26 protein-coding genes and 1 riboswitch are annotated in these 24,030 nt (G+C 63.4%); of the genes, 14 read left to right on the top strand and 12 right to left on the bottom strand.

The genetic code is table 11. The features are described from left to right. Window positions 1-85: 85 nt before the first annotated feature. The 3 genes from NKJ35_RS20055 (at window position 86) to NKJ35_RS20065 (ending at window position 3,700) form a co-directional block, all read left to right on the top strand. Window positions 86-856: a class I SAM-dependent methyltransferase gene (locus NKJ35_RS20055; RefSeq protein WP_352476256.1), complete on the top strand. Its 771-nt coding sequence runs from the start codon at window positions 86-88 to the stop codon at window positions 854-856. A 128-nt stretch (window positions 857-984) separates the two neighbouring features. Further along, window positions 985-2,817 (top strand): ABC transporter ATP-binding protein/permease, encoded by a 1,833-nt coding sequence (locus tag NKJ35_RS20060; RefSeq protein WP_352649303.1) that lies wholly within the window; start codon window positions 985-987, stop codon window positions 2,815-2,817. Between the two features lie 76 nt (window positions 2,818-2,893). Beyond that, the gene (locus NKJ35_RS20065) at window positions 2,894-3,700 is read left to right on the top strand and encodes a DUF1194 domain-containing protein (RefSeq protein WP_352649304.1); all 807 of its coding nucleotides are present in this window, start codon (window positions 2,894-2,896) and stop codon (window positions 3,698-3,700) included. A gap of 18 nt (window positions 3,701-3,718) precedes the next feature. Here the strand turns inward: NKJ35_RS20065 and NKJ35_RS20070 are convergent, their stop codons facing one another. Together NKJ35_RS20070 and NKJ35_RS20075 are read right to left on the bottom strand one after the other, a co-directional pair. Next, window positions 3,719-4,744, bottom strand: coding sequence for an RNA polymerase subunit sigma-70 (locus tag NKJ35_RS20070; protein ID WP_352505083.1), 1,026 nt, complete (start codon window positions 4,742-4,744; stop codon window positions 3,719-3,721). Between the two features lie 42 nt (window positions 4,745-4,786). Beyond that, window positions 4,787-5,533, bottom strand: coding sequence for an SDR family NAD(P)-dependent oxidoreductase (locus NKJ35_RS20075; RefSeq protein WP_352649305.1), 747 nt, complete (start codon window positions 5,531-5,533; stop codon window positions 4,787-4,789). Between the two features lie 272 nt (window positions 5,534-5,805). On the opposite strand from NKJ35_RS20075, the gene NKJ35_RS20080 reads away from it, so the two are divergent. After that, entirely contained in the window at window positions 5,806-6,126 is a 321-nt protein-coding gene (locus NKJ35_RS20080; RefSeq protein ID WP_352649306.1) for a DUF1330 domain-containing protein, read from the top strand. Between the two features lie 25 nt (window positions 6,127-6,151). On the opposite strand, the gene metW is transcribed toward NKJ35_RS20080, so the two are convergent. Both metW and metX read right to left on the bottom strand, forming a co-directional pair. Next, on the bottom strand, window positions 6,152-6,766 hold the full coding sequence (metW, locus tag NKJ35_RS20085; protein WP_254817066.1) for a methionine biosynthesis protein MetW: 615 nt from the start codon (window positions 6,764-6,766) through the stop codon (window positions 6,152-6,154). A 172-nt stretch (window positions 6,767-6,938) separates the two neighbouring features. Further along, window positions 6,939-8,108, bottom strand: coding sequence for a homoserine O-acetyltransferase MetX (gene metX / locus NKJ35_RS20090; RefSeq protein WP_254816640.1), 1,170 nt, complete (start codon window positions 8,106-8,108; stop codon window positions 6,939-6,941). 95 nt (window positions 8,109-8,203) lie between these two features. After that, window positions 8,204-8,281: riboswitch (SAM riboswitch) on the bottom strand. Window positions 8,282-8,419: 138 nt separating this feature from the next. Here metX and hisC point away from each other — a divergent pair. Together hisC and NKJ35_RS20100 are read left to right on the top strand one after the other, a co-directional pair. Continuing rightward, window positions 8,420-9,529 (top strand): histidinol-phosphate transaminase, encoded by a 1,110-nt coding sequence (gene hisC, locus NKJ35_RS20095; protein ID WP_352649307.1) that lies wholly within the window; start codon window positions 8,420-8,422, stop codon window positions 9,527-9,529. Between the two features lie 6 nt (window positions 9,530-9,535). Further along, entirely contained in the window at window positions 9,536-10,471 is a 936-nt protein-coding gene (locus tag NKJ35_RS20100; protein ID WP_352649308.1) for a prephenate/arogenate dehydrogenase family protein, read from the top strand. Window positions 10,472-10,502: 31 nt separating this feature from the next. Here the strand turns inward: NKJ35_RS20100 and NKJ35_RS20105 are convergent, their stop codons facing one another. Continuing rightward, window positions 10,503-11,504, bottom strand: a complete 1,002-nt coding sequence (locus tag NKJ35_RS20105) for a DUF2125 domain-containing protein (protein ID WP_352649309.1) — start codon at window positions 11,502-11,504, stop codon at window positions 10,503-10,505. A 114-nt stretch (window positions 11,505-11,618) separates the two neighbouring features. Here NKJ35_RS20105 and NKJ35_RS20110 point away from each other — a divergent pair, with 114 nt between their 5' ends. Beyond that, the gene (locus tag NKJ35_RS20110) at window positions 11,619-12,152 is read left to right on the top strand and encodes a gamma-glutamylcyclotransferase (RefSeq protein ID WP_352649310.1); all 534 of its coding nucleotides are present in this window, start codon (window positions 11,619-11,621) and stop codon (window positions 12,150-12,152) included. Window positions 12,153-12,196: 44 nt separating this feature from the next. On the opposite strand, the gene NKJ35_RS20115 is transcribed toward NKJ35_RS20110, so the two are convergent. After that, on the bottom strand, window positions 12,197-13,177 hold the full coding sequence (locus NKJ35_RS20115) for a zinc-binding dehydrogenase (RefSeq protein WP_352649311.1): 981 nt from the start codon (window positions 13,175-13,177) through the stop codon (window positions 12,197-12,199). Window positions 13,178-13,508: 331 nt separating this feature from the next. Here NKJ35_RS20115 and NKJ35_RS20120 point away from each other — a divergent pair, with 331 nt between their 5' ends. Next, on the top strand, window positions 13,509-14,456 hold the full coding sequence (locus tag NKJ35_RS20120; RefSeq protein WP_352649312.1) for an aldo/keto reductase: 948 nt from the start codon (window positions 13,509-13,511) through the stop codon (window positions 14,454-14,456). Window positions 14,457-14,534: 78 nt separating this feature from the next. Next, complete coding sequence (locus NKJ35_RS20125) at window positions 14,535-15,155, top strand: LysE family translocator (RefSeq protein WP_352649313.1); 621 nt, start codon at window positions 14,535-14,537, stop codon at window positions 15,153-15,155. Between the two features lie 27 nt (window positions 15,156-15,182). Here NKJ35_RS20125 and NKJ35_RS20130 read toward each other — a convergent pair whose 3' ends face one another. Beyond that, window positions 15,183-15,983, bottom strand: coding sequence for a lysophospholipid acyltransferase family protein (locus NKJ35_RS20130; RefSeq protein ID WP_254816648.1), 801 nt, complete (start codon window positions 15,981-15,983; stop codon window positions 15,183-15,185). Between the two features lie 106 nt (window positions 15,984-16,089). Continuing rightward, a complete protein-coding gene (locus NKJ35_RS20135) occupies window positions 16,090-16,998 on the bottom strand; it encodes a LysR family transcriptional regulator (RefSeq protein ID WP_352649314.1) in 909 nt (302 codons plus the stop codon). A gap of 132 nt (window positions 16,999-17,130) precedes the next feature. Here NKJ35_RS20135 and NKJ35_RS20140 point away from each other — a divergent pair, with 132 nt between their 5' ends. Next, window positions 17,131-17,751, top strand: a complete 621-nt coding sequence (locus NKJ35_RS20140) for a pyridoxamine 5'-phosphate oxidase family protein (protein ID WP_352649315.1) — start codon at window positions 17,131-17,133, stop codon at window positions 17,749-17,751. Window positions 17,752-17,781: 30 nt separating this feature from the next. Here the strand turns inward: NKJ35_RS20140 and NKJ35_RS20145 are convergent, their stop codons facing one another. From NKJ35_RS20145 to ftsE, 3 genes are all read right to left on the bottom strand, one after another. Then, window positions 17,782-18,540 carry a YdcF family protein gene (locus NKJ35_RS20145; RefSeq protein WP_352649316.1) on the bottom strand — a complete coding sequence of 253 codons (759 nt, stop codon included), beginning with the start codon at window positions 18,538-18,540 and terminating at the stop codon, window positions 17,782-17,784. 88 nt (window positions 18,541-18,628) lie between these two features. Then, entirely contained in the window at window positions 18,629-19,612 is a 984-nt protein-coding gene (locus NKJ35_RS20150; protein WP_352621635.1) for a cell division protein FtsX, read from the bottom strand. Next, complete coding sequence (gene ftsE, locus NKJ35_RS20155; protein ID WP_023677923.1) at window positions 19,605-20,264, bottom strand: cell division ATP-binding protein FtsE; 660 nt, start codon at window positions 20,262-20,264, stop codon at window positions 19,605-19,607. Before ftsE ends, NKJ35_RS20150 begins: the two co-directional genes overlap by 8 nt. Before the next feature lie 236 nt (window positions 20,265-20,500). Between ftsE and NKJ35_RS20160 the strand changes: the two genes are divergently transcribed. The 3 genes from NKJ35_RS20160 to NKJ35_RS20170 all read left to right on the top strand — a co-directional run bounded on the left by NKJ35_RS20160 (window position 20,501) and on the right by NKJ35_RS20170 (window position 21,953). Then, window positions 20,501-20,791 (top strand): hypothetical protein, encoded by a 291-nt coding sequence (locus tag NKJ35_RS20160; protein WP_254816653.1) that lies wholly within the window; start codon window positions 20,501-20,503, stop codon window positions 20,789-20,791. A 186-nt stretch (window positions 20,792-20,977) separates the two neighbouring features. Continuing rightward, entirely contained in the window at window positions 20,978-21,520 is a 543-nt protein-coding gene (hpt, locus tag NKJ35_RS20165; RefSeq protein ID WP_254816654.1) for a hypoxanthine phosphoribosyltransferase, read from the top strand. Between the two features lie 61 nt (window positions 21,521-21,581). Beyond that, a complete protein-coding gene (locus tag NKJ35_RS20170) occupies window positions 21,582-21,953 on the top strand; it encodes a response regulator (protein WP_352476273.1) in 372 nt (123 codons plus the stop codon). Window positions 21,954-21,972: 19 nt separating this feature from the next. Here NKJ35_RS20170 and NKJ35_RS20175 read toward each other — a convergent pair whose 3' ends face one another. Then, complete coding sequence (locus tag NKJ35_RS20175; RefSeq protein ID WP_352649317.1) at window positions 21,973-22,923, bottom strand: DMT family transporter; 951 nt, start codon at window positions 22,921-22,923, stop codon at window positions 21,973-21,975. A 223-nt stretch (window positions 22,924-23,146) separates the two neighbouring features. On the opposite strand from NKJ35_RS20175, the gene NKJ35_RS20180 reads away from it, so the two are divergent. Next, window positions 23,147-24,004 carry a LysR family transcriptional regulator gene (locus NKJ35_RS20180; protein ID WP_352649318.1) on the top strand — a complete coding sequence of 286 codons (858 nt, stop codon included), beginning with the start codon at window positions 23,147-23,149 and terminating at the stop codon, window positions 24,002-24,004. Window positions 24,005-24,030: the final 26 nt, after the last annotated feature.

Below are 24,030 nucleotides of genomic sequence, written 5' to 3' on the forward strand. Positions count from 1 at the left end.
TTATTGCCGCAGACATAGGGCGCCTGCCAGCCGATGTCATCTGCCTTTGTTGAACTTGGACTGCTTCGAAGCTACCGTTCCGCGCATGCATTCAGACATTGTCGATCTCCGTTCGTTTTATTCGACCACGCTCGGCCGCCTGGCCGAACGCTCGATCACCATGGCGCTGTCCTCGATATGGGCCGTAGTGCCCAACGAGCGGCTGGTCGGTCTCGGCTATACCTTGCCGTGGCTGGAACGCTTCGGCAGCGATGCCGAGCGTGTCTTTGCCTTCATGCCGGCAACACAGGGCGCGGTGGTCTGGCCGGCGACGGGGCCGACGGCGACCGCGCTGGTGTTCGACGAGGAACTGCCGCTGGTCGATTCCTGCATCGACCGCATGCTGCTCGTCCATTCGCTCGAACATGTCGAGAACCCGCGCGAGACGCTGAACGAGATCTGGCGGGTGCTGTCGCCGGCCGGCCGTGTCGTCATCGTTGTGCCCAACCGGCGCGGCGTCTGGGCGCGCTTCGAGCATACGCCTTTCGGCAATGGCCGGCCGTTCTCGCGCGGCCAGCTCACCGAATTGCTGCGCGAAGCGAATTTCACGCCGGCGGCATGGTCCGATGCGCTGTTCTTCCCGCCGTCGCCGCGACGTTTCATGATGCAGTTCCACAATGTGCTGGAACGCGCCGGCCGGCGCTTCTGGCCGATCTTTTCGGGCGTTATCGTCGTCGAGGCGCAGAAGCGGCTCTATCAAGGCGTGCCGGTTGCCCAGCGCGCGTCCCGCCGCGTCTTCGTGCCGGTTCTCTCGCCGCATGGCGCCCCGACGCTCGGCCGGTTGTCGCGGGCCGAACATCCGGCGCCGGCAGGATGACGCGTTCGTGATCTCGGACAAGCTTTTTCACGCCTATCTGACGCGATCGGGTTTGCTGTCCGATTGAAGGCCGTGCGGCCGATCCCTATGACCGGTTCGGCATCGCTCCGAATGCAAGGATTTAACCAATGGATGATCATCCGGATGTCGAGGCCAGCGCCCAGAAGCTTGCCACCTCGATCGAAGCCAGCAGCCTGCGTGAGCAGCTGGCAACAATCAAGATAGCGCTGACCACCTCGCCGGTGCGAAAGCAATTGTTTTGGGCCGCGATCGGCATCGTCGCCGTCATTGTCGCAACCTCGGTCGGGCAGATTCTGCTCAATCGCTGGAACCAGCCGTTCTTCGACGCGCTGGCGCGGCGCGACATGCCGGCCTTCCTGCATCAGCTTCTGGTCTTTGCGGCAATAGCCGGCGGGCTGCTTCTGTTTAACGTGGGCCAGACCTGGCTCGACCAGATGATCCGCCTGAAGCTGCGCGAGGCGCTGACGCTCGACCTGATCGGCGAGTGGATGCGGCCGGCGCGCGCCTTCCGGCTGGCCCATGCCGGCGCCATCGGCGTCAATCCCGACCAGCGCCTGCAGCAGGATGTCGCGCATCTCTCGGATCTTTCCACCGGCCTCGGCATCGGCCTGCTGCAGTCCTGGATCCTGCTTGCCTCATTCGTCGGCGTCTTGTGGTCGCTGTCTTCCGGCTTCGTCTTCCACATAGGCGGCCATTCGCTGGCCATACCCGGTTACATGGTCTGGGCGGCGATCCTTTATGCGGGCACCGCCTCCTGGTTGAGCTGGTTGGTCGGGCGGCCGCTGATCCGCTTCAACAACGATCGCTATACGCGTGAAGCGGAGCTGCGTTCTTCGGTGGTTCGCGTCAACGAGAATGTCGATGCCATCGCGCTGGCGCATGGCGAGGCCGATGCCAGGCGCCGCCTCGAATTCGATCTCGGCATGGTGCTGGGCGCCATGCGGCACATCTACCGCGCCCAGATCAATCTTTCCTGGGTCACCGACACCTACGGCTGGATCACTGTCGTCGCGCCGATCCTGGTCGCCTCACCGGTCTATTTCGCCGGCGATATCAGCTTTGGCGGTCTGATGATGGCAGTCGGTGCCTTCAACCAGGTCCATTCTTCGCTGCGTTGGTTCATCAACAATATCGGGGGCATCGCCGATTGGCGCGCTACGCTGATGCGGGTCGCCGACTTCCGTATCGCGCTTGGCGACACCGACGCGCTCCACCATACGGAAAGGCGCATTTCGTTCGGCGAAAACCCGGACGGCAGCCTGACCTTCGAGAAACTCGAGGTCGCCTCGCCGGAGGGATGCACCAAGCTTGCCGAGCCGCATGTCGAAATCCGCGCCGGCGACCGCGTCATGATCACCGGAGATCCGGGCGCCGGCAAGACGCTGTTCTTCCGCGCCATTGCCGGTCTGTGGCCATGGGGCAGCGGACGGATCGGCATGCCGGCCGGAGAAGCGCCGATCTTTGTTCCGCGAACGCCCTATTTCCCGCTCGGCAGGCTGCGCGAGGTGCTCAACCATGCAGACGGCGCGGTGGAGGCGAGCGATGCCGAGATCTCGGAGGTGCTGGCCGATGTCGGGCTGCAGCGCCTGTCGTCCTCGCTCGATCGCTCGGCGCGCTGGGAGCGTGAGCTCAGCGACGACGAGCAGCGTCTGCTGGCCTTTGCCAGGCTGGCCTTGCGACGGCCGAAATGGGTGATCATCGACGAGGCGCTGGATGCGTTCGACGGCCCGACGCTGAGGCAAGTGCTGTCGATGCTGGAGAAGCGCCTTCCCGACGCCGCGATCCTCAATATCGGCCGCGGCCAGCACAATGGCCGCTTCTTCCGGCGGGCGTTGACGATCGTCAAGGATGCCGGCCAACCGGCCCTCAAGCCGGCCCGTATCAGGGCAGGGGCCATCGAACCGCCCCCGGCCATCGCCTCGGCTGGCCGAAAGAAATAGAAACCAAGCTTTATTTCGCCGCGATCGCGGCGAAAAACTGTCGCGATCGTTTCAGATGGGAACGTTTCGATCGGCTATGCTTGACGCTCTCGCCCTGCTCGCCTGCCTTGCCTGCGCCCCGGCGGCACCCGTGGCCGCGCCGGCCAATGCACTTGCCGTCGATGTCGAGCTGGTGCTGGCCGTCGACATCTCGCAGTCGATGGATGAAAGGGAGTTTGCCCTGCAGCGCGCCGGCTATGTCGCGGCGCTGCGCCATCCCGACTTCATCAACGCCGTGCGTGCCGGCACCTCCGGCCGCATCGCCATCGCCTATTTCGAATGGGCCGGCACCATCCGCGACGACGCGGTCATTGCCTGGCAGGTCGTCGACAGCAAAGAGAGCGCCAACGCTTTCGCCGACAAGATCGCGGCCCGCCCGTTCAGGAGCTTTCGCGGCACTTCGATTTCCGGTGCAGTGGCCTTCGGCGCCGAGCTTTTCAACGGCACGGCCTTCGCCGGCAAACGCCGCGTCATCGACGTCTCGGGCGACGGCCCAAACAACACCGGCTTGCCGGTCACGACGGCACGCGATGCGGCGCTGGCGAAGGGCATCGTCATCAACGGGCTGCCGATCCTGATCAGCCCGTCACCCACCTTCAGCCATCTCGACCGGTATTATGCCGAATGCGTCACCGGCGGGCCTGGCTCGTTCGTGCTACCGATCTATGCTGCTTCCGAATTCGCCACCGCCACTCGCCGCAAACTGATTCTCGAGGTCAGCGGCATCGAGTATCCCAAGGTGGATCCGAGGACGATCCGCATCGACGCACCGATCGACTGCCTGCAAGGCGAGCGCGACCGGCGGTTTTTCTCGGACCCGTACTTCCCGGAACTTGACCGATAAGGCTGGCCCAGGGGTAGGTTAGGCTGGTGGCAGGCCGAAGACCGGGAACAGAGATGGCCCGAGCGGCCCTATGAAGATCGTCAAGGAAGCGATCCCGCCCTCGGCTGCGTCGAACACATGCAGGGAATGGGCCCGCCATTCAGGGCCATCGTGGCTGCGGGAATAAACCCCGACCGCCGGCTGGGCATTGGCCCGAGTGGCCAGCGTGCGGAAGCCGCCAAACCTCGGCCAGACGGTCTCGAAAAAACCGCGGATCGCTTCGCGGCCTTGATACCATTCGCGCCAAGGCGGCATTGTGTAGATGGCGTCCTCACGCAGCAGCTCGATCAAGCTGTCGAGATTGGCGGCCTGCCAGGCCTGCATGTAACGTTCGAGCAGCAGGCCTTCTTCAGGGCTGGGTCGTGATCGGCTGGCCGGCCGTCCCTGAGGATAGCGCGCCGCCAGCGTTGCGCGGGCGCGCTGCAACGCGCTGTTGATCGAAGCCGTCGATCCACCCAGCAAACGCGCCGTCTCGACAGCCGACCATCCCAGGACGTCGGCAAGCAGCAGCGCGGCGCGCTGCCTGGGTGGCAGATCCTGGATCGCGGCGACGAAGGCGAGCTGGACGGCCTCGCGGCTCTCGTAACGGGCTTCCGGACCTGGCTCGCTGCCGGCAATGTCTGGAAGCTCGGCGTCGGGGTAGGGCTCCAGCCAGGCGATGTCGGCTACGGGCCCGCCTATGGCCGCCCCGTGCGAGGGCGGCCGTCCGGGTTCCCGAAGAATGCGATGCGCCCTCGACCTCGCCTTGATGGCGTTGAGGCAAGCGTTGGTCGCGATCATGTAGAGCCAACCACGAACCGAACCTCGCCCGTCGAACTCCGACCTGGCACGCCAGGCGCGAAGCAACGTGTCCTGGACGAGGTCGTCGGCCTCGTGCAGCGAACCCATCATGCGATAGCAATGCAGCTTGAGCTCGCGGCGATGGGCGGCCGTGACCTTCTCGAAGGCCAGCCGATCGAGGATCGGCTGGCGTGCTGGTTCCAGGGGTGGTTGAGCGTCTGTCATGCGGGCTGTGCGGTTACGAGTGAGCTTTGCATTACGCGCGCCTCAGGCGGCCGGTGCAAGCCCGCTACCGCTGACCATGAAGGAACTGCCTTGCGGCTGGCCGGTGGCGAGCGCGACCACCGCCCGTCCGACGTCGGCCGGGGTTTGCATGTCGGTCATGGCGGCGATGAAGTCCGCCGGCTGGATGCCCATATAGGCAGCGACGCTGTCGACGCCGGCCTTGCCCACGCCGGTTTCCGGCATGATGCGCATCGGCGCGAGCGCCATGAAGCGAAGGCCGAGCCCGAGCCGGTCGGCTTCCTTCTGGCTATGACCGGCCAGGAACATCTGCATGCGTTTTGCGCCGGCATAGCCGCCGGTATTGGGTGGTCCGCCGGTTAAGGCGGCGCCACTGGAGATCAGAACGATACGGGTTCCCGGCTTGAGCGGACGCCGCAGAGCGGCCCGGCAAAACAGGAACGATGCCTTGACGTCCGTGTCCCAATTTGCCGAGAACGCCTTCCAGTTCTGTTCGTGCACCGGCGCGGAAGGGGCCAGCGCGCCTGCGCAGATTACCAGCACGTCCGGCTCCAGCGCGGCGAAGACCTTATCGGGGGCGGAGTCCACCGTCGCATCGACCGCGAGCGTCGTCACGCCCGAGACCTCCCAGGCAAATTGCGCCAGGGCCTGTTTTCCGCGGGCGACGGCCAGCACCGTCGCTCTCTCCTTGAGGGCGGCCTCCGCGATGGAGCGGCCCACCCCACGGCTGCCTCCGACGACTACAACATTCTGACCTTGCAACGATCCCATGGATCACCTCTCTGTTCCCGGCCGCCGGACCATCCAGGCGCGCTCATCGATAAGGACAGCGCAGGCGTGCGGAAATCATCGGCGCCAGGCGGAAATATTTTTCAGGTGACAGCAGGGCTCGCGCACGGCCCTGTTCGGAGCAGCAACGGCAGAGGCGCGTCGGTTTTGTATTCAGTGTCATTACCTCGGGGGTAATCGACCAGCGTGCAAGGTCTCGGCAAACTGCTCCCATCAAGCCGGTTGTCCGGCTTCGACCACCAGGGAGTACAGCCATGACCGCCTACGCCGTCGCGCATATGCGCCAGGTCACGCCGGGGCCGCAGATCGTCGAGTACCTGCACAAGATCGATGCCACGCTGGAGCCGTTTGGCGGGCGCTTCATCGTGCATGGCAGCGAGGTGGAAGTCGTTGAAAACACCTGGCCGGGCCACCTCGTCATGATCGAATTTCCAGACATGCAGCAGGCGCGCGCATGGTACCGCTCGCCCGCCTATCAGGAGATCTTGCCGCTGCGCACCGAGAATTCTCAGTCCGACGTGGTCCTGGTCGATGGCGTCCAGCACCCGCATAAGGCCACCGACGTTCTCGAATAAGGGGACGATCTGCGACGATTGGCTCTTATCGTTTCAGCAGAAACACCGCCTGCTGGCCGAAAAAATTCCAGAACCACCACGGCATCGAGAAGCCGATCCGCTGGCCATTGGCGTCGAGCGCGGTCGCCTTTTCCACCGTCGCGCCAAGCTCGTCGCACAGATTGACGAAATCGCGAATGGTGCAGAAATGGATGTTGGGGGTGTCATACCAGGAATAGGGCAGGTCCTTGGTCACCGGCATGCGGCCGTTGAACAGTAGCGAAAAGCGCACCCGCCAGTGGCCGAAATTTGGGAATGAGACGATGGCGCGGTTGCCGATCCTGAGCAGTTCGTCGAGCACCAATTTCGGATTGCGGGTCGCCTGCAAGGTCTGCGACAAGACGACGAAGTCGAAGCCCTTATCGGGATAGAATTGGAGATCCTTGTCGGCATCGCCCTGGATGACCGACAGGCCGCGCGCCACGCATTCGTTGACGCCGCGCTGCGACAGTTCCAGCCCGCGACCGTCGACCTTCTTGGTCGCCTGCAGCAATTCGAGCAGCAGGCCGTCGCCGGAACCGACGTCCAGCACCCGCGACTGCGGCGGGATGAGATCGGCGACGACCTCGAGGTCGACGCGCTGGGCGCGGTTGACGCTCATGGGCTCGTCACTTGCCTGGCGCATGGCCCTGATCCGAAAAGTCTGCAACTTTTCGGGGTCATGCGCTGATGCCTGGCACATGATCCTGATCCGAAAAGTCTGCAACTTTTCGGGGTCATGCGCCGATGCCTGGCGCATGATCCTGATCCGAACAGCCTGCAACCTTTCAGGGTCATGCGCCGAGCCCTCTGGCCCGCGCCGCCGAGGCGATGAAGCCTTTGATGGCGGCGAACAGTTCCGGCTCGTCGAGCAGGAAGGCGTCGTGGCCACGGTCGGTCTCGATCTCGACGAACGATACCGAGGCGCCGGCCGCGTTCAGCGCGTGCACGACCGAGCGGCTCTCCTCGGTCGGGAACAGCCAGTCGCTGGTGAACGAAACCAGGCAGAAGCGCGTCTTGGTGCCGGCGAAGGCATCGGCCAGCCGGCCGCCATGGTCGGCGGCGAGATCGAAATAGTCCATCGCCCGCGTCATGTAGAGATAGGAGTTGGCATCGAAGCGATCGACGAAGGTCATGCCCTGATGGCGCAGATAGCTCTCGATCTGGAAGTCGGCATCGAAGCCGAAGGTCAGGGCTTCGCGATCCTGCAGGTTGCGGCCGAACTTGCGGTGCAGCGCTGCTTCCGACAGATAGGTGATGTGAGCGGCCATGCGCGCCACCGCCAGCCCCTTTTCCGGCCGCTTGCCGTGCTCGAAATATTTGCCGCCATGCCAGTCCGGGTCGGCCATCACTGCCTGCCTGCCGACCTCGTGGAAAGCGATGTTCTGCGAGGAATGGCGGGCGCCGGTGGCGATCGGCAGCGCGGAGAAAACGCGCTCGGGATAGCTCGAGGCCCATTGCAGCACCTGCATGCCGCCCATCGAGCCGCCCAGCACGCTGAACAGCTGTTCGATGCCGAAATGCTCGACCAGCATCAGCTGCGCGCGCACCATGTCGCGGATGGTGATGATCGGCAGGTCGAGCCCGTAGGGCTTCGCGGTGGCGGGATTGGTCGAGGCGGGGCCGGTGGAGCCGAGACAGCCGCCGATGACGTTGGACGAGATGACGAAGAAACGATCGGTGTCGATGATCTTGCCGGGGCCGATCAGCACTTCCCACCAGCCCGGCTTGCCGGTCACCGGATTGGTGTTGGCGACATGCTGGTCGCCGGTCAGCGCATGGCAGACGAGGATGGCGTTGGAGCGCTCGTCGTTGAGCGTGCCATAGGTCTGGTAGGCGATCTGGAACGGCGACAGCAGCGTGCCGGCGTCGAGCTTGAGCGGCTTGTCGGCGCCGAAACGCAACACCGGGCTCGACGGCTGGTCGGCCTCGTTGTTGGTTTTTCGCGCGCGCAAAGCGACCATCACATCTCCTTGCCCGGCCTTCAGTTGTCCACCGCCGGTCTGGGCAACAACCAGCCAGGGCAACAAAAAACCGGCCATGCCTTCGCAAAGCCGGTTACAAGATGCAAACGGCCCTTTAGCAAGTTGTTTAACGTGGCTGCAAGCCGACCGGCCAAATCACCACGGGACTTTCGCTGCTCTTCTAGGACCGACGCATGGCTTCGTCAACGGCAAGTTCTTGATCCCGATTTACCGCCCCTCGACATTCCGGGCCACGGCTTGTATTTCCGCTGCGGCCTCCGGATGGAGGCACTCTCGACGGATTTCATGGAATGAGCCAGATACCGGATCAGACACGTCCAAGGCCCCGCGCCGGCATCATGGATATCGAAGCCTATGTGCCCGGCAAGAGCACGGCGCCTGAAGGTGTCGCCAAGGTCCATAAATTGTCGTCAAATGAGAACCCGCTCGGCCCTTCGCCAAAGGCGATAGAGGCCGCGCGCGCGGTCGCCGACAAGCTCGCGGTCTATCCCGACGGCAGCGCCAGGCGCCTGAGGGAAGCGATCGCCGAGGTGCACGGGCTCAACCCGGCGAACATCGTCTGTTCCAATGGCTCCGACGAGATTCTGGGCCTGCTGGCGCAGACCTACCTCGCACCCGGCGACGAAGCGATCATCACCGAACACGGCTTCATGGTCTACAAGATCTACATACAATCGGCCGGTGCCGTCCCGGTGACGGTCAAGGAGACCGATGAACGCGCCGATGTCGATGCAATCCTTGCCGCGGTGACGCCGCGTACCAGGATCATCTTCCTTGCCAATCCCAACAATCCAACCGGCACCTACGTGCCGTTCCAGGAGGTGCGCCGCCTGCATGCCGGCCTGCCGCGAAACGTGCTTCTGGTGCTGGATGCCGCCTACGCCGAATATGTCCGGCGCAACGACTATGAAGCCGGCGTCGAGTTGGTGGGCAGCGCAGAAAACGTGGTCATGACCCGCACTTTCTCCAAGTTGGGCCTAGGCGGGGCGCGGATCGGCTGGATGTATGCGCCAATGCATATCATCGACGCGATCAACCGCGTGCGCGGGCCTTTCAACGTCAATGCGACGGCTATCGAGGCCGGTATCGCGGCGATCCGCGACCGCGTCCATATCGAGCGCAGCGTGGCGCATAACGAGACCTGGCTGGCATGGCTGACCGAGCAACTAAGCGGGCTTGGGCTGCGGGTGACACCGAGCGTCGGCAATTTCATCCTTATCCACTTTCGCGAGGACAAAAAGCATTCGGCGGCCGCCGCCGACGACTACCTCAGTGCGCGCGGCTACATATTGCGGCGCGTTTCCGGCTACGGTTTTCCGAACGCGCTGCGCATGAGCATCGGCACCGAAGAGGCCAACCGCGGCGTTGTCGCCGCACTCGCGACATTCCTGAAAAGCTAGAACACCATGACCTCACCGATGTTCGAAAAGATCGCGCTGGTCGGCATCGGCCTGATCGGCTCGTCGCTGGCCCGCGTCATCCGCCGCGAGGGGCTCGCCGGCCAAGTCGCGATTTCGACGCGCAGCGAAGCGACGCTGGCGCGGGCAAGCCTACTCGCCCTCGGCGACACCTACACGACGGATGCGAAAGAGGCGGTTCGCGATGCCGATCTGGTCGTCGTTTCGGTGCCGGTCGGCTCTTCGGGTATCGTCGCCGCGGAGATCGCGCCGGCGCTGAAGAAGGGCGCCATCCTCACCGATGTCGGCTCGACCAAAGCATCGGTGATCGCGCAGATGCAGCCGCATGTGCCTGATGGCGTGCACTTCATTCCCGGCCATCCTTTGGCCGGCACCGAAAAGTCGGGACCAGATGCGGGTTTTGCCGAACTGTTCGAGAACCGCTGGTGCATCTTCACGCCGCTGCCCGGCACCGATCCCGCGGCACTGGAAAGGCTCTCGGAATTCTGGCGCCGCTGCGGCTCCAACATCGACACGATGGACCCGCAGCATCACGACATGGCGCTGGCCATCGTTTCGCACCTGCCGCACATCATCGCCTATAACATCGTCGGTACCGCCGACGATCTGGAGTCGGTGACCAAGTCCGAGGTCATCAAATACTCGGCTTCCGGCTTTCGCGACTTCACCCGTCTCGCGGCATCCGACCCGACCATGTGGCGTGACGTCTGCCTGCACAACAAGGATGCCATCCTCGAAATGCTGGCGCGATTCTCGGAAGATCTGTCCTCGCTGCAGCGGGCGATCCGCTGGGGCGACGGCGAAAAGCTGTTCGACCTGTTCACCCGCACCCGCGCCGTCCGCCGCTCGATCATCGAGGCCGGCCAGGACATCGACGTACCGGATTTCGGTCGCCAGGCAGTCGAACACCCGCCGAAGGGATAAGCCGCGGCAGGCTGATCGCAGGCCAGACCGCCTAGTCAAGCGGCTTGATCTTGCCGAGCGGGATGAAGCCAAGCGAGGCCTTGCCCTTGACGATCTTCAGCGGCATCGACGGCTGGTTGCCGAGCAGCGCCAGTCCGGCAAAGCCGGTTTGGATCTCTTTCTTCTGCTCGGGGATGGCGGTGGCAAGGATCGCCGCGACGGCCTTTGGATCATTGAGCTTGATCGTCAGATCGGCATTTATGAGACCGTCGTCATCGACCGACAGCGGTCCGGAAACGGTGATGCGCGCAGTTCCGGACGACAGATCGAGCTCGTGGATTTCGGCCGCGAGGCCGCGCAGGCTCTTCGGGTTTGCCATGATCAGCGTCACGCCGTTCTTCAGCGTCACATCGCCGCTGCCATCGAGCGGCGGCAAGACGCGCCCGTCGATGGCCGCCGCGTCGATTTCGAGATCGGTGAAATTGCCGGCATAGTCGATGTCCGGGCCGTTTGGGCGCAATTGCCCGCTGGCAGTTCCGGCGCTGAACAGCGAGACGGGATCGGTATCGTCTGCGGGATCGGTCTGGCCGGACAGGCCTTCTGCCTGCAGCGAGAGGCGTCTCGGCAGCGGCCAGGACAGCTTCATGTCGGCCCGCAGATCATCCCAGTCGATCCAGAGCGGGGTCATGCCGGGAACGGAGGTCCTGAGTGGCCCCCTGAGCTCGGCGGCAGGCGACAGAAGCTGCGTGATCTGGGTGGCAGCGTTGATCTTGCCTGTCGATGCCGCGACGTTGCGGCTGTCGTCCTCGTAAGCCAGACTGTCGCAGGAAAGGGTGAAGCTGAAGGGATAGCCGCTGACCGCGAGATTGGCACAGTCGGCCTTGACGCCCTTGTCATCGAGATCGGCGACCGCCTTGTCGGCGGCGCTCTCGACCAGATCCGCCAGGTAGAACCAGCCCGCGCTGTAGATGCCGAACAGCACGAGAATGAAAGCGGCAAGCCACAACAGGCGGCGACGCTGGCTGGGCGGCGGGCGCTCGTCACTTGACGTCATGCTGCGGCTTTCGTTAACGCGGGTGGCACGGGCGGGCTGTCGCTTGCGGCAACAACAGGTAGACGGACTGAAACACCACCGGTGGAGTGGTTCGTTACAATCAGGCTTGGCGATATGGGCGATTTTTGGGTTTTTGGCTACGGCTCACTGATCTGGCGGCCGAGATTCGCGCATGTCGAGACGCGGCGTGCCCGCCTGCATGGCTACCGCCGTTCGCTCTGCGTCTATTCTTTCGTGCATCGCGGCACGCGCGAACGGCCGGGCTTGGTGCTCGGACTCGACCGCGGCGGCTCCTGCATCGGGCTGGCGTTCCGGGTCCCAGGCGAGCTGCGCAACGAGGTCATCACCTATCTGCGCGAACGCGAGCTGGTCACCAACGTCTATCTCGAACGTGTGCTCAGCGTTCGCCTCGACAAAAGTGAAACGGATGGGAGCGGGACGGTCGAAGCCATCGCCTATGTCGTGGACCGCAGCCACGAGCAATATGCCGGTGCGCTCGACCCGGCCGAGGCGGCGGCCGTCGTTCGCGGCGCCGTCGGCCAGTCGGGGAGGAATGAGGATTACGTGCTCAGCACGCTGGAGCACCTCGAAGCACTGGGTATAAGCGATCATTGGCTGGAAGACGTGACGAGACGGATCGCGACGTAGCGCCTTTTATCGTTATCATGATGTTTTCGGTGCCGTGACGCGGGCTACATCCTGAAAATCTGTTTACCAAGGTCGGCGCGATCCAGGCTGTTTGCCACCGCAAGCTTGAACTCGGTCAGCGCGTGGAGACCGCCGACAGGAACGTGGGAGCCCGGCTGGCCAAAGATGTCGATGATCTCGCGTAGGACAGGCCGGTCGGCTTCGGCAGGCGGCGAAAAGAAGTAGCGATAGATATTTGCCCTGATTTCGACGCCGCTCAGCAACACATCGAAATTGTGCAGTTCGAAGCGCTCGGCACTCATTCCGCCATTGATCACCATCTGCCCGCCGAGCGCCAGGGTGCGGATCAATTCGCCGCTGACAGGTCCGCCGACATTGTCGATAATCCCGTTCAATCCGGCGCCGCCGGTGATATCCATCACCGCTTCCCGGATACTTGCCTTCAAGTCCGAAAGGTCAAGAATGACAGAGGCGCCAAGCGTCTTCAGGTCGAAGCTCTGGTGCGAGCGCCGCACCAGCGCGATGACGTTGATGCCGCGTCGTTGGGCGAACTGCATCACCATTGTTGAAATCGACGAATAGCCGGCCGTGACAGCCAGCCACTGCCCGGGCCGGACACGGGAATCCGTCAGCAGATCCCACGCGGTAATGGGGTTCACCATCTGCCCGGCGCGTTCGACCGGATAGTCCGCAGGCAACGGGATCAGCCATTCGGCGGGAATGGCCGCGTACTCGGCCCAGCTGCCATAATAGCTGAACGCGACAAGCGTGCCCGGTTCCAGCAAGACATTCGCGCCAACGGCTTCGACGATGCCGGCACCGTGGTTTCCCGCGATCTGCCGGGGAAAATGCGGCTTCTTCGGTTCGGGATAGAGGTCCTGGATAAACAGGAAGTCGCCCGGATTGATCGAAGCCGAGACCATCCTGACCAGCACCTCGCCGTCGCCGATGCGCGGAATCGGCAGGTCGTCCATGTAGAGCACGTCGCGCGGCGAACCGATGGCGTCAAATACGATTGCTTTCATGCCGTTCTCCATAACAAATGATCCCATGCCAACAGTCTGGGCCCGGCCGACCGCGTTGGCGCGGCGGAACCTACGGTCGGCTGGCAAAAGTCAGAATTGGCAGATTTGACAATCTATGTGCCAAATTTGCCAGATCGTTTCTTCAGAGGCTGCTGGTTTGGATTCCGGGAACCAGCGCCTTGAGCCGGACACGGTGCGGCGGGTCGCGGCTTTGTGAAGCGCCGGCGGGTTGGCAAAGAGGCTATACGTTTGACGTTGCCACGGCGCGACATAGGTTAGCCCGGTCGGCGGCTCCCATCCGCCCCAGCATGAATCACCATGGAGATCAGTCTTGCAGAAACGTCGTCTCGGTCGCACCGACCTATCCATCGCGCCATTGGTTCTGGGCGGCAACGTGTTTGGCTGGACCGCCGATGAGAAAACCTCGTTCGACCTGCTCGATGCCTTCATTGAGGCCGGTTTCAACGCCATCGACACGGCGGATTCCTATTCGCGCTGGATTGCCGGCCACCAGGGCGGCGAATCCGAAGCCATCATCGGCAGATGGATGAAGAGCCGCGGCAACCGCGACAAGGTCGTCGTCATCACCAAGGTCGGCTCGGATATGGGACAGGGCAAGAGGGACCTTTCGGCCGCCTATATCGAAAAGGCCATCGATGCTTCGCTGAAGAGGCTGCAGGTCGACAGCGTCGATCTCTATCTGTCGCATTGGCCCGACCCGGCGACGCCGTATGAGGAAACGCTCGGCGCTTACCAGAAACTGCTCGACAAGGGCAAAATCCGTTATGCCGGCGCTTCCAACCTCGACGCCGCCCAGTTACGCGCCGCACTCGACGTGGCAAGCCTGCGCGGCCTGCCGCGCTACGAGGTGCTGCAGCCGGAGTACAACCTCTACGACCGCTCGTCCTTCGATGGTCCGCTGCGCGATCTGTGCGTGGCCGAGGACATCGGCGTCATCACCTATTTCAGCCTCGCCAAGGGATTTTTGAGCGGCAAGTACCGCAGCGAGTCCGACCTCGGCAAAAGCCCGCGCGGTGGCGGTGTGAAAGGCTATCTCAACACGCGCGGCATGCGCATCCTCTCAGCGCTCGATGCCGTGTCGGCCAGACATTCGGCCAAGCCGGCAGAAGTGGCGCTGGCCTGGGTGATGGCGCGGCCCGGCGTCACCGCTCCGATCGCCAGCGCGACGACGCTCGACCAGCTCGACAGCCTGGTGCGTGCCGCGTCGTTGCAGCTCAGCCCGGACGATATCGCCGAGCTCGACAAGGGCAGCGCATAGCCGCGCACGATCGTTCAAGACCGGCGCCGCTGCCTTGCCCTACCGTCCCTGCATCGTCGCAGGATGCAGGGACGTCGCATGGCCGGACAGGGTCTTCTCGATCAGCAGCTATGGCAGCAATTGCTGGCGCTTGTGCTGGCATCGGCCATCGTTATGGGCAGCCCGGGGCCGGCGACGATAAGTGTCACCGCGATCGGCGCCGCGTTCGGCCTGCGCGATTCGCTCCGTTATGCCTCGGGAATCGTTGTCGGCACGGTCCTCGTGCTTTTGGTGGTGGCGACGGGCATCATGGCCGTTCTCACCGCGCTGCCGAAGCTCGCAGCGCTGTTGGCGGTCGCCTCGGCAGCCTACATCCTCTATCTGGCGTTCAAGATAGCGACGGCGCCGCCCCTGGCGGCGCGCGGCGGTAGGGCCGCGCGTGCCACTTTACTTGGCGGGTTCCTTCTGGCCGTTGCCAATCCGAAAGCCTATGTGGCGATTGCCGCCGTGTTTGCTGGCGCGTCTTCCGGCACCGGCGGTCTTGCTATTTCAGCCAAGCTGGCGGTCCTTGCCTTTATGATCGTTGCCATTCATCTCTTGTGGCTTCTCGCCGGCGCGGCTTTTGCACGTTTGCTGCGCAAACCGCTGGCGTCGCGGATCATCAATCTGGTGTTTGCCGTGACGCTGATTGCAACAGCCGGCCTGGCTGCCTTGCCGTGAGCCCTTCTGGTGTTCGGGCGGGGTGTCTCAGCCTTTCAACTCACGTTTCGCGTCCAGCTCACCAAGCCTTTTCACCGCCGTCGGCGGCATCGGCGGCGGGTTCGGCGTCTGCGACGCCTCGACGAGGAGCTGGTCGCAGGCGGCTTCCGTCTCGCCGATCAGCCTGTGCATGAATTCTTCCTTGCCGAGGCCCGGCGGGATCGGCGGCAGGAAGCGCGCCTTGATCGTACCGGGATAGCGCAGGAATTTGCGGCGCGGCCAATAGAGGCCGGCGACGTGAGCGACGGGCACCACTGGAATGCCAAGTTGCGCATAAAGTTCGACGATGCCGTATTTGTAGACCGGTTCGTCACCCGGCGCACGGCGCGTGCCCTCGGGATAAATGATGAGCTGGCGCGGATTGCGCGCCAATTCCTGTTTGGTCGCGGCGATCACCATCTTCAATGCCTTCGAGCGGCTGCCGCGATCGACCGGAATCATCCGCATCTTCAAGATGTACCAACCGAAGAACGGGATCCAGGTCAGCTCCCGCTTCAATATGTAAACGGGATCGTCGAGATACGGCAGGAAAGCGATCGTGTCCCAGAAGGACTGGTGCTTCGGCGCCAGGATGAAGGAGCCTTCAGGCAGGTTTTCCAGGCCGGTGATCTCACTTCTGGTGCCGGCGATCTTGTCGTAGAGCCACATGCTGGTGCGCGACCAGAATTTCGGCACAAACCAGGCGCGATGGCGCGGCGACAGGAAATAATACGGAGTCCAGAGGATCATCTGGACGATCAAGTTGAGATAGAAGGCGAGATTGAACGCCAGCGAGCGGAAATAGAGCATACAGCAAGTGCCCGGTGAGGAGGTGTGCGTTGGTTACACCAAGCGCCGGCAAAAAGGAAACGCTGCGAGGCGGGCGATCGGCCGCTCTTGCGATGGGCCGTCTTCGTCACATTTGCCACGTCGCCTGCAGCAGGCGCTGTCTCAGGCGCGGGGCGGCGAAATCGAGAAACGCACGCAGTTTCACTGGCAGCAGACCCTGGCCGGCATGCACGAGACTCACCGGCCATGGGTCTGGCTCGAACTCCTGCAACACCGGGCGCAGCGTACCAGACCGGACGGCGGGGGCGATCTGGTAGGAAAGCAGCCTCGTCACGCCGACGCCGGCAATCGCCGCATCGATTGCTGCCTCAGCCGTGTTGACCCGTAACCTGGAGCGGATCGGCACGCTGAATTCAGCCTTGCCGGTGGCGAAGCTCCAACTGGCGGCGGTGAGCCCTTCGAAGGTGATTGCACTGTGTCCTGCAAGGTCTTGCGGCGTTTTCGGTGTGCCGTGCTCGGCGAGATAGGCCGGGCTCGCGCAAACGACGCGGCGGATTGAACCCAGGCGGGTGGCGATCAGGCTCGAATCGGCAAGCTCGCCGATGCGGATGGCGAGGTCGATGTGCTCTTCGACCAGCTGGGTTATCCGGTCGGCGAGTGTAAGCCGCACACTTACCTCGGGATAGACGGAGAGGAAGCCGTTGACGACCGGCAGCACATGCAGGCGGCCGAAGACGATCGGTGCGGTGATGATCAGTTCGCCCGTCGGGGTGCTGTATTCGCCAGCGGCGGCACGCTCGGCCTCGCCGACCTCATCGAGAATGCGGCGACAGGCGGCGAGATAGGCGTGGCCTGCATCGGTCAGCGACAGCTGCCGCGCCGAGCGGTTCAACAGCCGTGTCTTCAGGTGCCTTTCCAGGTCCGAAACCTTGCGGCTGACCGTCGTCAGCGGAATGCCGAAGCGACGCCCGGCAGCCGAGAGGCTGCCTGTCTCCGCCGCGGCAACGAAAAGCGACATGGACTGGAGGCGATCCATAACTCTACCGAAAATTTGCCCTTCCGAAAAACGGAAGGATAGGTTGCAGATATGGCATCTGCATCTCGAAGACGGAAGGCCCTATTCTCGTAAGAGAACAATGCAGCGCACTCGGCGCCTAAGGAGATCTTCATGAACGCTCACACCAGCGATGTCGCCTTCACCCCGACGGTGAAGGCGATCCAGGCCCGCAAGGGCTCGCGCCAGGCCTATGCCCGTGTCGAGGAGCGTGGCAGCTGGCAGGCGGCAATCACGCCCGATCTCGCCGCCTTCATCGAGGCGCAGACCAGCGTCTTTCTGTCGACCGCCAATGCGGACGGGCAGCCTTACATCCAGCATCGCGGCGGGCCTGCCGGTTTCCTCAAGGTGCTCGACGAACGGACGATCGGCTTTGCCGATTTTTCCGGCAACAGGCAGTTCATCACCCAGGGCAACCTCAGCGACAACCCACAGGCTTTCCTGTTTCTGATCGATTATGCGCACCGGCAGCGCATCAAGATCTGGGGCAAAGCGCAAGTCGTCGAGGGCGATGCCGAGCTGACGGCAAAGCTGATGCCGCAAGACTATAAGGCGCGACCCGAGCAGGTTATCCTGTTTGCGGTTTCGGCTTGGGATTCAAATTGCTCGCAGCACATCCCGCAGCGTTTCGAAGCGGCCGACGTGGCGGCGGCGCTGGGCGAACGCGACAAGCGCATCGAACGGCTCGAACAGGAGATCGCACGCTTGCGATCGGATGCAGCAGCCAGGGAATAAGAGCCAGGGAATAAAAAGTGCCGGTGCCGTTCAGCTTCCGCCTGCGGCGTCGGCCAGCGCGACGCTCTCGGTTTGCTTCACCGGCATGATGCCGCGGGCCAGCGCCAGCAGGTATTTGTTATATTCGGTGAACAGTACACGCAGCGCTTCCGGCTTGGTCAGCCAGCCGCCATTCTCGAGGTTGGTGTTGACCACCGGATAGGGCTCGAGCCTTGCGCCGTGCAGCAGCCGGCCCATTTCCAGCAGGCTGCGCGGCATGTGATAATTGTTGGTGACGAGAATGACGGTGCCGTAGGCATGGTCCTCGACCCATTTGGCGCTTTCCTCGGCATTGCCGATCGTGTCGAGCGCAGCGCGGTCAATGTCGACGCAGCATGAAAACAGCCTCTTGTCGCCGCCGGTCGCGGCTTGAAGCTGGCGGCGGCTGGCGGAAGGATGGACGCCGCTGATCAGCAGCCGCTCGCCCTTGCCTGACGCAAGCAGGCCCATAGCAGCGTCGAGTCGCGACTGGCCGCCGGTCAGCACGATGATAGCGTCGGCCCTTGCCGGATTGGCGGGCGTCGTCAGACGGCTGACGGTATTGGCGAACCAGCCGAAGCCGGCGACAAACAACGCCACAAGGGCGAGCAGAAGGAGAGCCGAGAGGCGCAACGAGCGGGCTGCCAGCAGCCGCCCATGTTTGGCGGATTGATCCGGCTTGGCAAATTCATCAGGCCCGGCGAATTCATGCGGACGCGCAACCAGCACTGGCATGCACCCGGTATCGGTCGAGTCCCGAACGTCCATCATGAAATGGTTAATCCCGAAATACGGCCTTTGGTAGGAAAAAAATGCAATTTTCGTGACGAGGCGTTTTCATCCGTGATCGATCTTTCCTTTAGCCGGCGTCCGGCTGGCGAATATCGATGTCGCTGAGATAGGTAACCACGGTGAAATGGGAGGTTGCCGCCGTCAGCGCGCCGATCACCAGCACCATGACGGCGACCCCGAGATAACCCGCCGAGCCAATGGCGAAATTGCCGAATAGGGCGGTCGCCTGGTCGGCCTGCGGTGTCGCCATATTGCGTGACGACCACCAGGAGAAGACGATGAAGACGAGGATCGCCGCGGCGCCGCCTGCCGCGGCGCCCTTCATGCCGGTGACCAGAAAATGCCGGCGGAATTCGCGCGCGATGAAGCGCGCCTCGGCGCCGACGAAATGCAGCACCTCGATGATGTGGCCGTTGCCGGCCATGGCGCCGCGCGTCGCGAATACAACGGTCAGCACCGTCGCAGACAGCATCAGCGCCAGCACTGCGACACCGATCGTTACCGTGGTGCGGGCCATAGCAACCAGCCGGTCGACCCAGGTGCGATGATCGTCGAGCGAGGCGCTCGGCAGCTTCGGCGTGATTGCCGCACGCAGTGCGGCGAAATCGGGCGGACTGTTCTCGTCAATAGTGATGATGATCAGGCGGGGCACTGGCAGCTCATCGATGTTCAGGCCCGAGCCTAGCCAAGGCTCGAGCAGTCGGGCCGTTGCTTCGCGATCGACGATCCTGGCGCTTTTCACGCCAGGGAATTCGCCGGCGATCTGCGAGGCAAGCGCAAGTGCGGCCTCCATGTCGAGGCCGTCGACCGGCTTGATCTGGATGGTCGCTTCGCGCGAGATCTGGTTCTCCCAGACGGAGGCGGTGTCACGCACCAGCGTGACTGCGCCAAACGTCAGGCAGGACAGAAACGTCATGATGGCGATGACCAGCACCAGCGCCCGGCCGGCGATGTTCTGCGCCGGCACGATCGGCGCCATCTTGCGCTGGACGCGGGGCTTTGCCGCCGCGGCGTCCTGACCCTCGAAATGTTCGACGGAGAGCTCAGTCATAGATGTCCAGCCTTCCGCCGGCCAGGATCATTCGCCGTGCGTCGACCTGTTCCATCAGGCCGAGGTCGTGGGTGGCAATCACCACGGCTGTCCCCAGCCGGTTGAGCTCGATGAACAACCGCAGCAAGCGTCGCGCCAGCGGCGGGTCGACATTGCCGGTAGGCTCGTCGGCGAGCAGGATCTCGGGCTGCTCGATCAACGCCCGGGCGATGGCGGCGCGCTGCTTCTCGCCGCCAGACAGCACCGGCGGCAGCACATGCATGCGCTCGCCGAGGCCGACCCATTTCAGCAGCTCGGTGACGTCGGTGCGGTAGGTCGCCTCCTCGCGGCCGCGCACGCGCAGCGGCAAGGCCACGTTCTCATAGGTGGTCATATGGTCGAGCAGGCGAAAATCCTGGAACACCACGCCGATGCGCCGTCTCAGATGCGGCAATTCGGTGCGCGAGATGCGCGAACGGTCCTTGCCGAAAATGGTGATCAGGCCGCGCGTCGGCTTCAGCGACATGAACAAAAGCCGCAGCAACGTCGTCTTGCCGGCGCCTGAAGGTCCGCTCAGGAACTGAAAGGAGCGCTCCGGAATGTGCAAGGAGATGTCGCGGAGAATCTCCGGACCCATGCCATAGCGGAGGCCGACATTTTCGAAGCGGATCACTTTCGACGACCTGAAATTCTTGGGGGCAAGATGCCAGCCCTTTCTGTGGTAAGACCATCGGCCGGCATGGTTAACCGACGGTTAATTTGGCGGCTTTTCGAGCGAGTCACAGGGGTTCCGGTCGGGAAGCGTTAACCATTTCCGTTTACCCAAAGGAAACGAACAGCGAACAGGTGCTGTAGTGTCAGGCCATGATGGCTGAGGATCGAACCGCGCGCCCGGTTTCCGGCGAAATCATGACCGATCCGGCCGCCGGGCCGGAACGCATCATGCATGACGTGACCGCCGACGTCATCGATGCCGACTATGAGGTGCTGCCCCGCCATTTTACACGTCCAGACTTTGCGCCGCCGCCTGCCCGGATGATTTCCACGCCTTCGATCGAAGGCATGGACATGTTGCGCAAGCCCGAAACCGCCGTCGAACGGCCGCTGTGGGTGCACGGTGGGCCGATCTTCTGGATTGTCGGCGTCGGTGCCGCCTTTGCCGCCTTCTGGATGTCGGGCGGCCATGCGCTGGTTCGTTAGAACGGCGCCAGAAAATCAACAGGTCACCAGGTAACGGATTCGCGACGCGCTGAGGGCATCCGACCGTTCGCGGGCGTCCTGCGAAAGATTTGGCCTTGCCAGCCGGCTCGACATGCCTAGAAACGGGGTTGAAGACCGTTTCGGTCGGCTTCGCCTACACGGCGATCATTTCTGGAAGGGCAGCCAATGCCAGTTGTGCGCGGCAAGGACATCGAAGTCCTGTTTTCAGCGTCCGCCATTGCGCGGCGGAACCTGGAACTTGCCAAGGAGATCGCCGGGCACGACTACCACGACCTTCTGGTAATCTCGGTGCTGAAGGGATCATTCATCTTCGCCGCCGATCTTATCCGTGCCATGCACGATGTCGGCCTGTCGCCGGAGGTCGAGTTCATCTTCATCTCCAGCTATGGCGCCGGCACGACCAGCGGTGAGGTGAGGGTGCTGCGCGACATCGACAACGAGGTCGCCGGTCGCGACGTGCTTCTCATCGACGACATTCTGGAATCCGGCAAAACGCTGAGTTTCACCCGCGACCTCATGCTGTCGCGCGGCGCCAGGAGCTGTGCCATCGCCGTGCTGCTCGACAAGCGCATGCGCCGCCAGACCACGCTCAACGCCGACTATGTCGGCTTCGACTGCCCCGATTATTTCGTCGTCGGCTATGGCATGGACGTCGCCCACGCATTTCGCGAATTGCCGTTCGTCGGCATCGTCAAGGGCGACGCCTAGTTGGGTTGTCGCCGCTCGCGGTTCAGGAAACATCAACTTTTCCTCGCCAAATATCCTGCCCATGGCAAAGCTCCTGATCGTCGAGGACGATGAATCCGTCCGCAGCCTCGCCGCCCGTGCGCTCGAACGCGCCGGGCATAATGTCACTGTTGCCGCCGATGGCGCGCACGGTCTTTCTCTGATCGGGGCGGCGCAGGGGGGCTACGACCTTGTGCTGTCCGACATCCGCATGCCCGAGATGGACGGCATCGAGATGGCCAAGGCGGCAGTGGCGCTGTTCCCGGCGGTGAAGATCGTGCTGATGACCGGCTATGCCGACCAACGCGAGCGCGCCGAGGAATTGGACGGCATTATTCTCGACGTCGTGCAAAAACCGTTCGCGCTGGCTGAAATCCGCGCCCGCGTCGAACAGGCGCTCGCCTGCTTCGCCTAAAGCCTAAGGTCGACCGCCTTCAGGCAGGGTCGCCGGTCGCCGCAATGGCTGGCTCGCCGCTCCGGCGCCGGCCGGCATTGAGCGCAAAAAGCCCGGCGCCGATGATGAGGGCTGCGCCGGCCGCCGTCGCTGGTCGCGGCATTTCGGCAAAGAACAGAAAACCCCATAGCGGCGACCAGATGATACCGGTGTATTCGAAGGTAGCGACGCTGTTGGCGGGCGCCAGCCGGTAGGCCTGCGACAACAGGATCATTCCGGCCGAGGCAACGAAGCCGCATGCCCCCATCTTGAGGAGATCCGGCGTCGCCGGCCAGGCCCATGGCCGGACGAGGAACTCGAGGCTCGGATGCACGGCGTGGTCAATGCCTGCCAGCCAAAACAATGCCGCTACCAAGGCCGCGCCGACCAGATAGGCGCCGTTCTGATAGAACGCCATGACTGTCGAGGATTCGGTGTCGCCGATCTTGCGCGCCATCAGCTGCGAGAAACCGTAGAGCAGAGCCGAACCTAGCGACAGCAGCGCCGCCCAGTCGAACAAGCCGGCGCCTGGGCGCACCATCACCAGCACGCCGAGCATGCCGACCAGGACGGTGGCGAGCGCCTGCCAGGACACGCGTTCGCCGAGATAGGAGCCGGCCAGCGCCATGATGAACAGCGGCGCCATGAAATAGAGCGCCACCGCGTCAGCCAGCGGCAGGGCGGCGATTGCCAGATAGTAGGCCGTGTAGGAGGTGAACTGGATGAAGGCGCGCATCGTCAGCATGCCGAACCGCTTCGACAGGATTGCCTGCAATCCGACATCGGCGTGGACGAGGAAAACCAGGATCGGCAAGGCGACGATCGAGCGGATCGCCATCACCTCGGTGACCGGATAGTGGCTCGACACCGCCTTGACCAGCGGGTCCTGCAGCGAAAAGACCAGTACGCCGAGACAGAGGCTGAGGATGCCGAGCACAAGCCGATTCTGCATAGGCGCTCCTGTCCCCGCGTGCGCGGCCGAACGCAGGCCTGCATCCGGGTAAAAAGAACCCGCCGCCATTTCGGGCAGCGGGTACGAGTGAGGACTTTTGATTGGTCCGCGGCCGATTTCGCGGCCGCATATCCAATGGGTAAGGCGAACTATCGTCCGCCGTTTGACATGTTGCAAACGAATTGGAATGATGCCAGCAATCAGATTTTCTTATGGCGGGCACATGCGACCCAATCTCGACAGCGACCTGTTGCGAACCTTCGTGGCGGTCGCCGACAGTGGCAATTTCACCAAGGCGGCGGAGCGGGCCGGCCGCACCCAGTCGGCGGTCTCGATGCAGATGAAGAAGCTTGAAGGCATGATCGGCGACAGCCTGTTCGAGCGCGGCTCGCGCGGTGTGGCGCTGACACGGCGCGGCGGCGAGCTCATCGCCAACGCCAGGCGCATCGTTTCACTGCTCGACGAGACGGCGGCATCGATGGTCGCGGCGCCGCTTGGCGGGCCGGTGCGCATCGGTATCCCGGAGGAATATGGCCACGCGATCCTGTCGCGCGCGCTCGGCGCCTTTGCCAAGCGCCATCCTCAGGTCGACATCACCGTCCGCTACGCGCATTCCGGTGCGCAGATCGCGGCGCTCGCCGCTGGCGAGCTCGATCTGGCGGTGGTGTTCGAATGGCAGGATCTGTCGGGCGGTGAGGTGCTGATGCATGACCCGACCGTGTGGGTGACGTCAGAGCTGCATCACATGCATGAGGAGCGGCCGGTGCCGATCGCGCTCTACAACCGTGCCGGTTGGTGCAAGGATTTCGCGATAAAGTCGCTGGAACAGCGCGATCTCGCCTATCGTGTCGCCTACACCAGCGATACCAATGGCGGCCTGCGGCTCGCCGTCACCTCCGGGCTGGCGATTGCGCCGATCTCGCGCAGCAACATCCCGGCCGGCTGCCGCGAGCTTACGACCGCCGACGGGTTCGGCGACATCGATTCCTCGAACGTGGTGCTGCGGCGCAACCCGAACGCTTCCGGCGAGGCCATCGACGGCATGGAAGAGGCGATCCGCGAGGCTTTCACCAACCGTTAAAGAATGCCGCTCAGTCCGGCGGTGGC

This window comes from Mesorhizobium sp. M0136 (genome assembly GCF_040322515.1).
Lineage (GTDB): Bacteria > Pseudomonadota > Alphaproteobacteria > Rhizobiales > Rhizobiaceae > Mesorhizobium.

What these genes read in the sequence shown, in the direction of transcription:
- NKJ35_RS20125 (WP_352649313.1), top strand. Translation starts at nt 14,535, where the DNA reads ATGGCCGGACAGGGTCTTCTCGATCAGCAGCTATGGCAGCAATTGCTG.
- NKJ35_RS20140 (WP_352649315.1), top strand. Translation starts at nt 17,131, where the DNA reads ATGAACGCTCACACCAGCGATGTCGCCTTCACCCCGACGGTGAAGGCG.
- hisC (WP_352649307.1), top strand. Translation starts at nt 8,420, where the DNA reads ATGAGCCAGATACCGGATCAGACACGTCCAAGGCCCCGCGCCGGCATC.
- NKJ35_RS20055 (WP_352476256.1), top strand. Translation starts at nt 86, where the DNA reads ATGCATTCAGACATTGTCGATCTCCGTTCGTTTTATTCGACCACGCTC.
- NKJ35_RS20060 (WP_352649303.1), top strand. Translation starts at nt 985, where the DNA reads ATGGATGATCATCCGGATGTCGAGGCCAGCGCCCAGAAGCTTGCCACC.
- NKJ35_RS20105 (WP_352649309.1), bottom strand. Translation starts at nt 11,504, where the DNA reads ATGACGTCAAGTGACGAGCGCCCGCCGCCCAGCCAGCGTCGCCGCCTG.
- NKJ35_RS20110 (WP_352649310.1), top strand. Translation starts at nt 11,619, where the DNA reads ATGGGCGATTTTTGGGTTTTTGGCTACGGCTCACTGATCTGGCGGCCG.
- metW (WP_254817066.1), bottom strand. Translation starts at nt 6,766, where the DNA reads ATGAGCGTCAACCGCGCCCAGCGCGTCGACCTCGAGGTCGTCGCCGAT.
- NKJ35_RS20075 (WP_352649305.1), bottom strand. Translation starts at nt 5,533, where the DNA reads ATGGGATCGTTGCAAGGTCAGAATGTTGTAGTCGTCGGAGGCAGCCGT.
- NKJ35_RS20145 (WP_352649316.1), bottom strand. Translation starts at nt 18,540, where the DNA reads ATGATGGACGTTCGGGACTCGACCGATACCGGGTGCATGCCAGTGCTG.
- NKJ35_RS20150 (WP_352621635.1), bottom strand. Translation starts at nt 19,612, where the DNA reads ATGACTGAGCTCTCCGTCGAACATTTCGAGGGTCAGGACGCCGCGGCG.
- NKJ35_RS20115 (WP_352649311.1), bottom strand. Translation starts at nt 13,177, where the DNA reads ATGAAAGCAATCGTATTTGACGCCATCGGTTCGCCGCGCGACGTGCTC.
- NKJ35_RS20080 (WP_352649306.1), top strand. Translation starts at nt 5,806, where the DNA reads ATGACCGCCTACGCCGTCGCGCATATGCGCCAGGTCACGCCGGGGCCG.
- NKJ35_RS20130 (WP_254816648.1), bottom strand. Translation starts at nt 15,983, where the DNA reads ATGCTCTATTTCCGCTCGCTGGCGTTCAATCTCGCCTTCTATCTCAAC.
- NKJ35_RS20160 (WP_254816653.1), top strand. Translation starts at nt 20,501, where the DNA reads ATGACCGATCCGGCCGCCGGGCCGGAACGCATCATGCATGACGTGACC.
- NKJ35_RS20065 (WP_352649304.1), top strand. Translation starts at nt 2,894, where the DNA reads ATGCTTGACGCTCTCGCCCTGCTCGCCTGCCTTGCCTGCGCCCCGGCG.
- NKJ35_RS20175 (WP_352649317.1), bottom strand. Translation starts at nt 22,923, where the DNA reads ATGCAGAATCGGCTTGTGCTCGGCATCCTCAGCCTCTGTCTCGGCGTA.
- NKJ35_RS20135 (WP_352649314.1), bottom strand. Translation starts at nt 16,998, where the DNA reads ATGGATCGCCTCCAGTCCATGTCGCTTTTCGTTGCCGCGGCGGAGACA.
- NKJ35_RS20170 (WP_352476273.1), top strand. Translation starts at nt 21,582, where the DNA reads ATGGCAAAGCTCCTGATCGTCGAGGACGATGAATCCGTCCGCAGCCTC.
- NKJ35_RS20100 (WP_352649308.1), top strand. Translation starts at nt 9,536, where the DNA reads ATGACCTCACCGATGTTCGAAAAGATCGCGCTGGTCGGCATCGGCCTG.
- hpt (WP_254816654.1), top strand. Translation starts at nt 20,978, where the DNA reads ATGCCAGTTGTGCGCGGCAAGGACATCGAAGTCCTGTTTTCAGCGTCC.
- metX (WP_254816640.1), bottom strand. Translation starts at nt 8,108, where the DNA reads ATGGTCGCTTTGCGCGCGCGAAAAACCAACAACGAGGCCGACCAGCCG.
- NKJ35_RS20180 (WP_352649318.1), top strand. Translation starts at nt 23,147, where the DNA reads ATGCGACCCAATCTCGACAGCGACCTGTTGCGAACCTTCGTGGCGGTC.
- NKJ35_RS20070 (WP_352505083.1), bottom strand. Translation starts at nt 4,744, where the DNA reads ATGACAGACGCTCAACCACCCCTGGAACCAGCACGCCAGCCGATCCTC.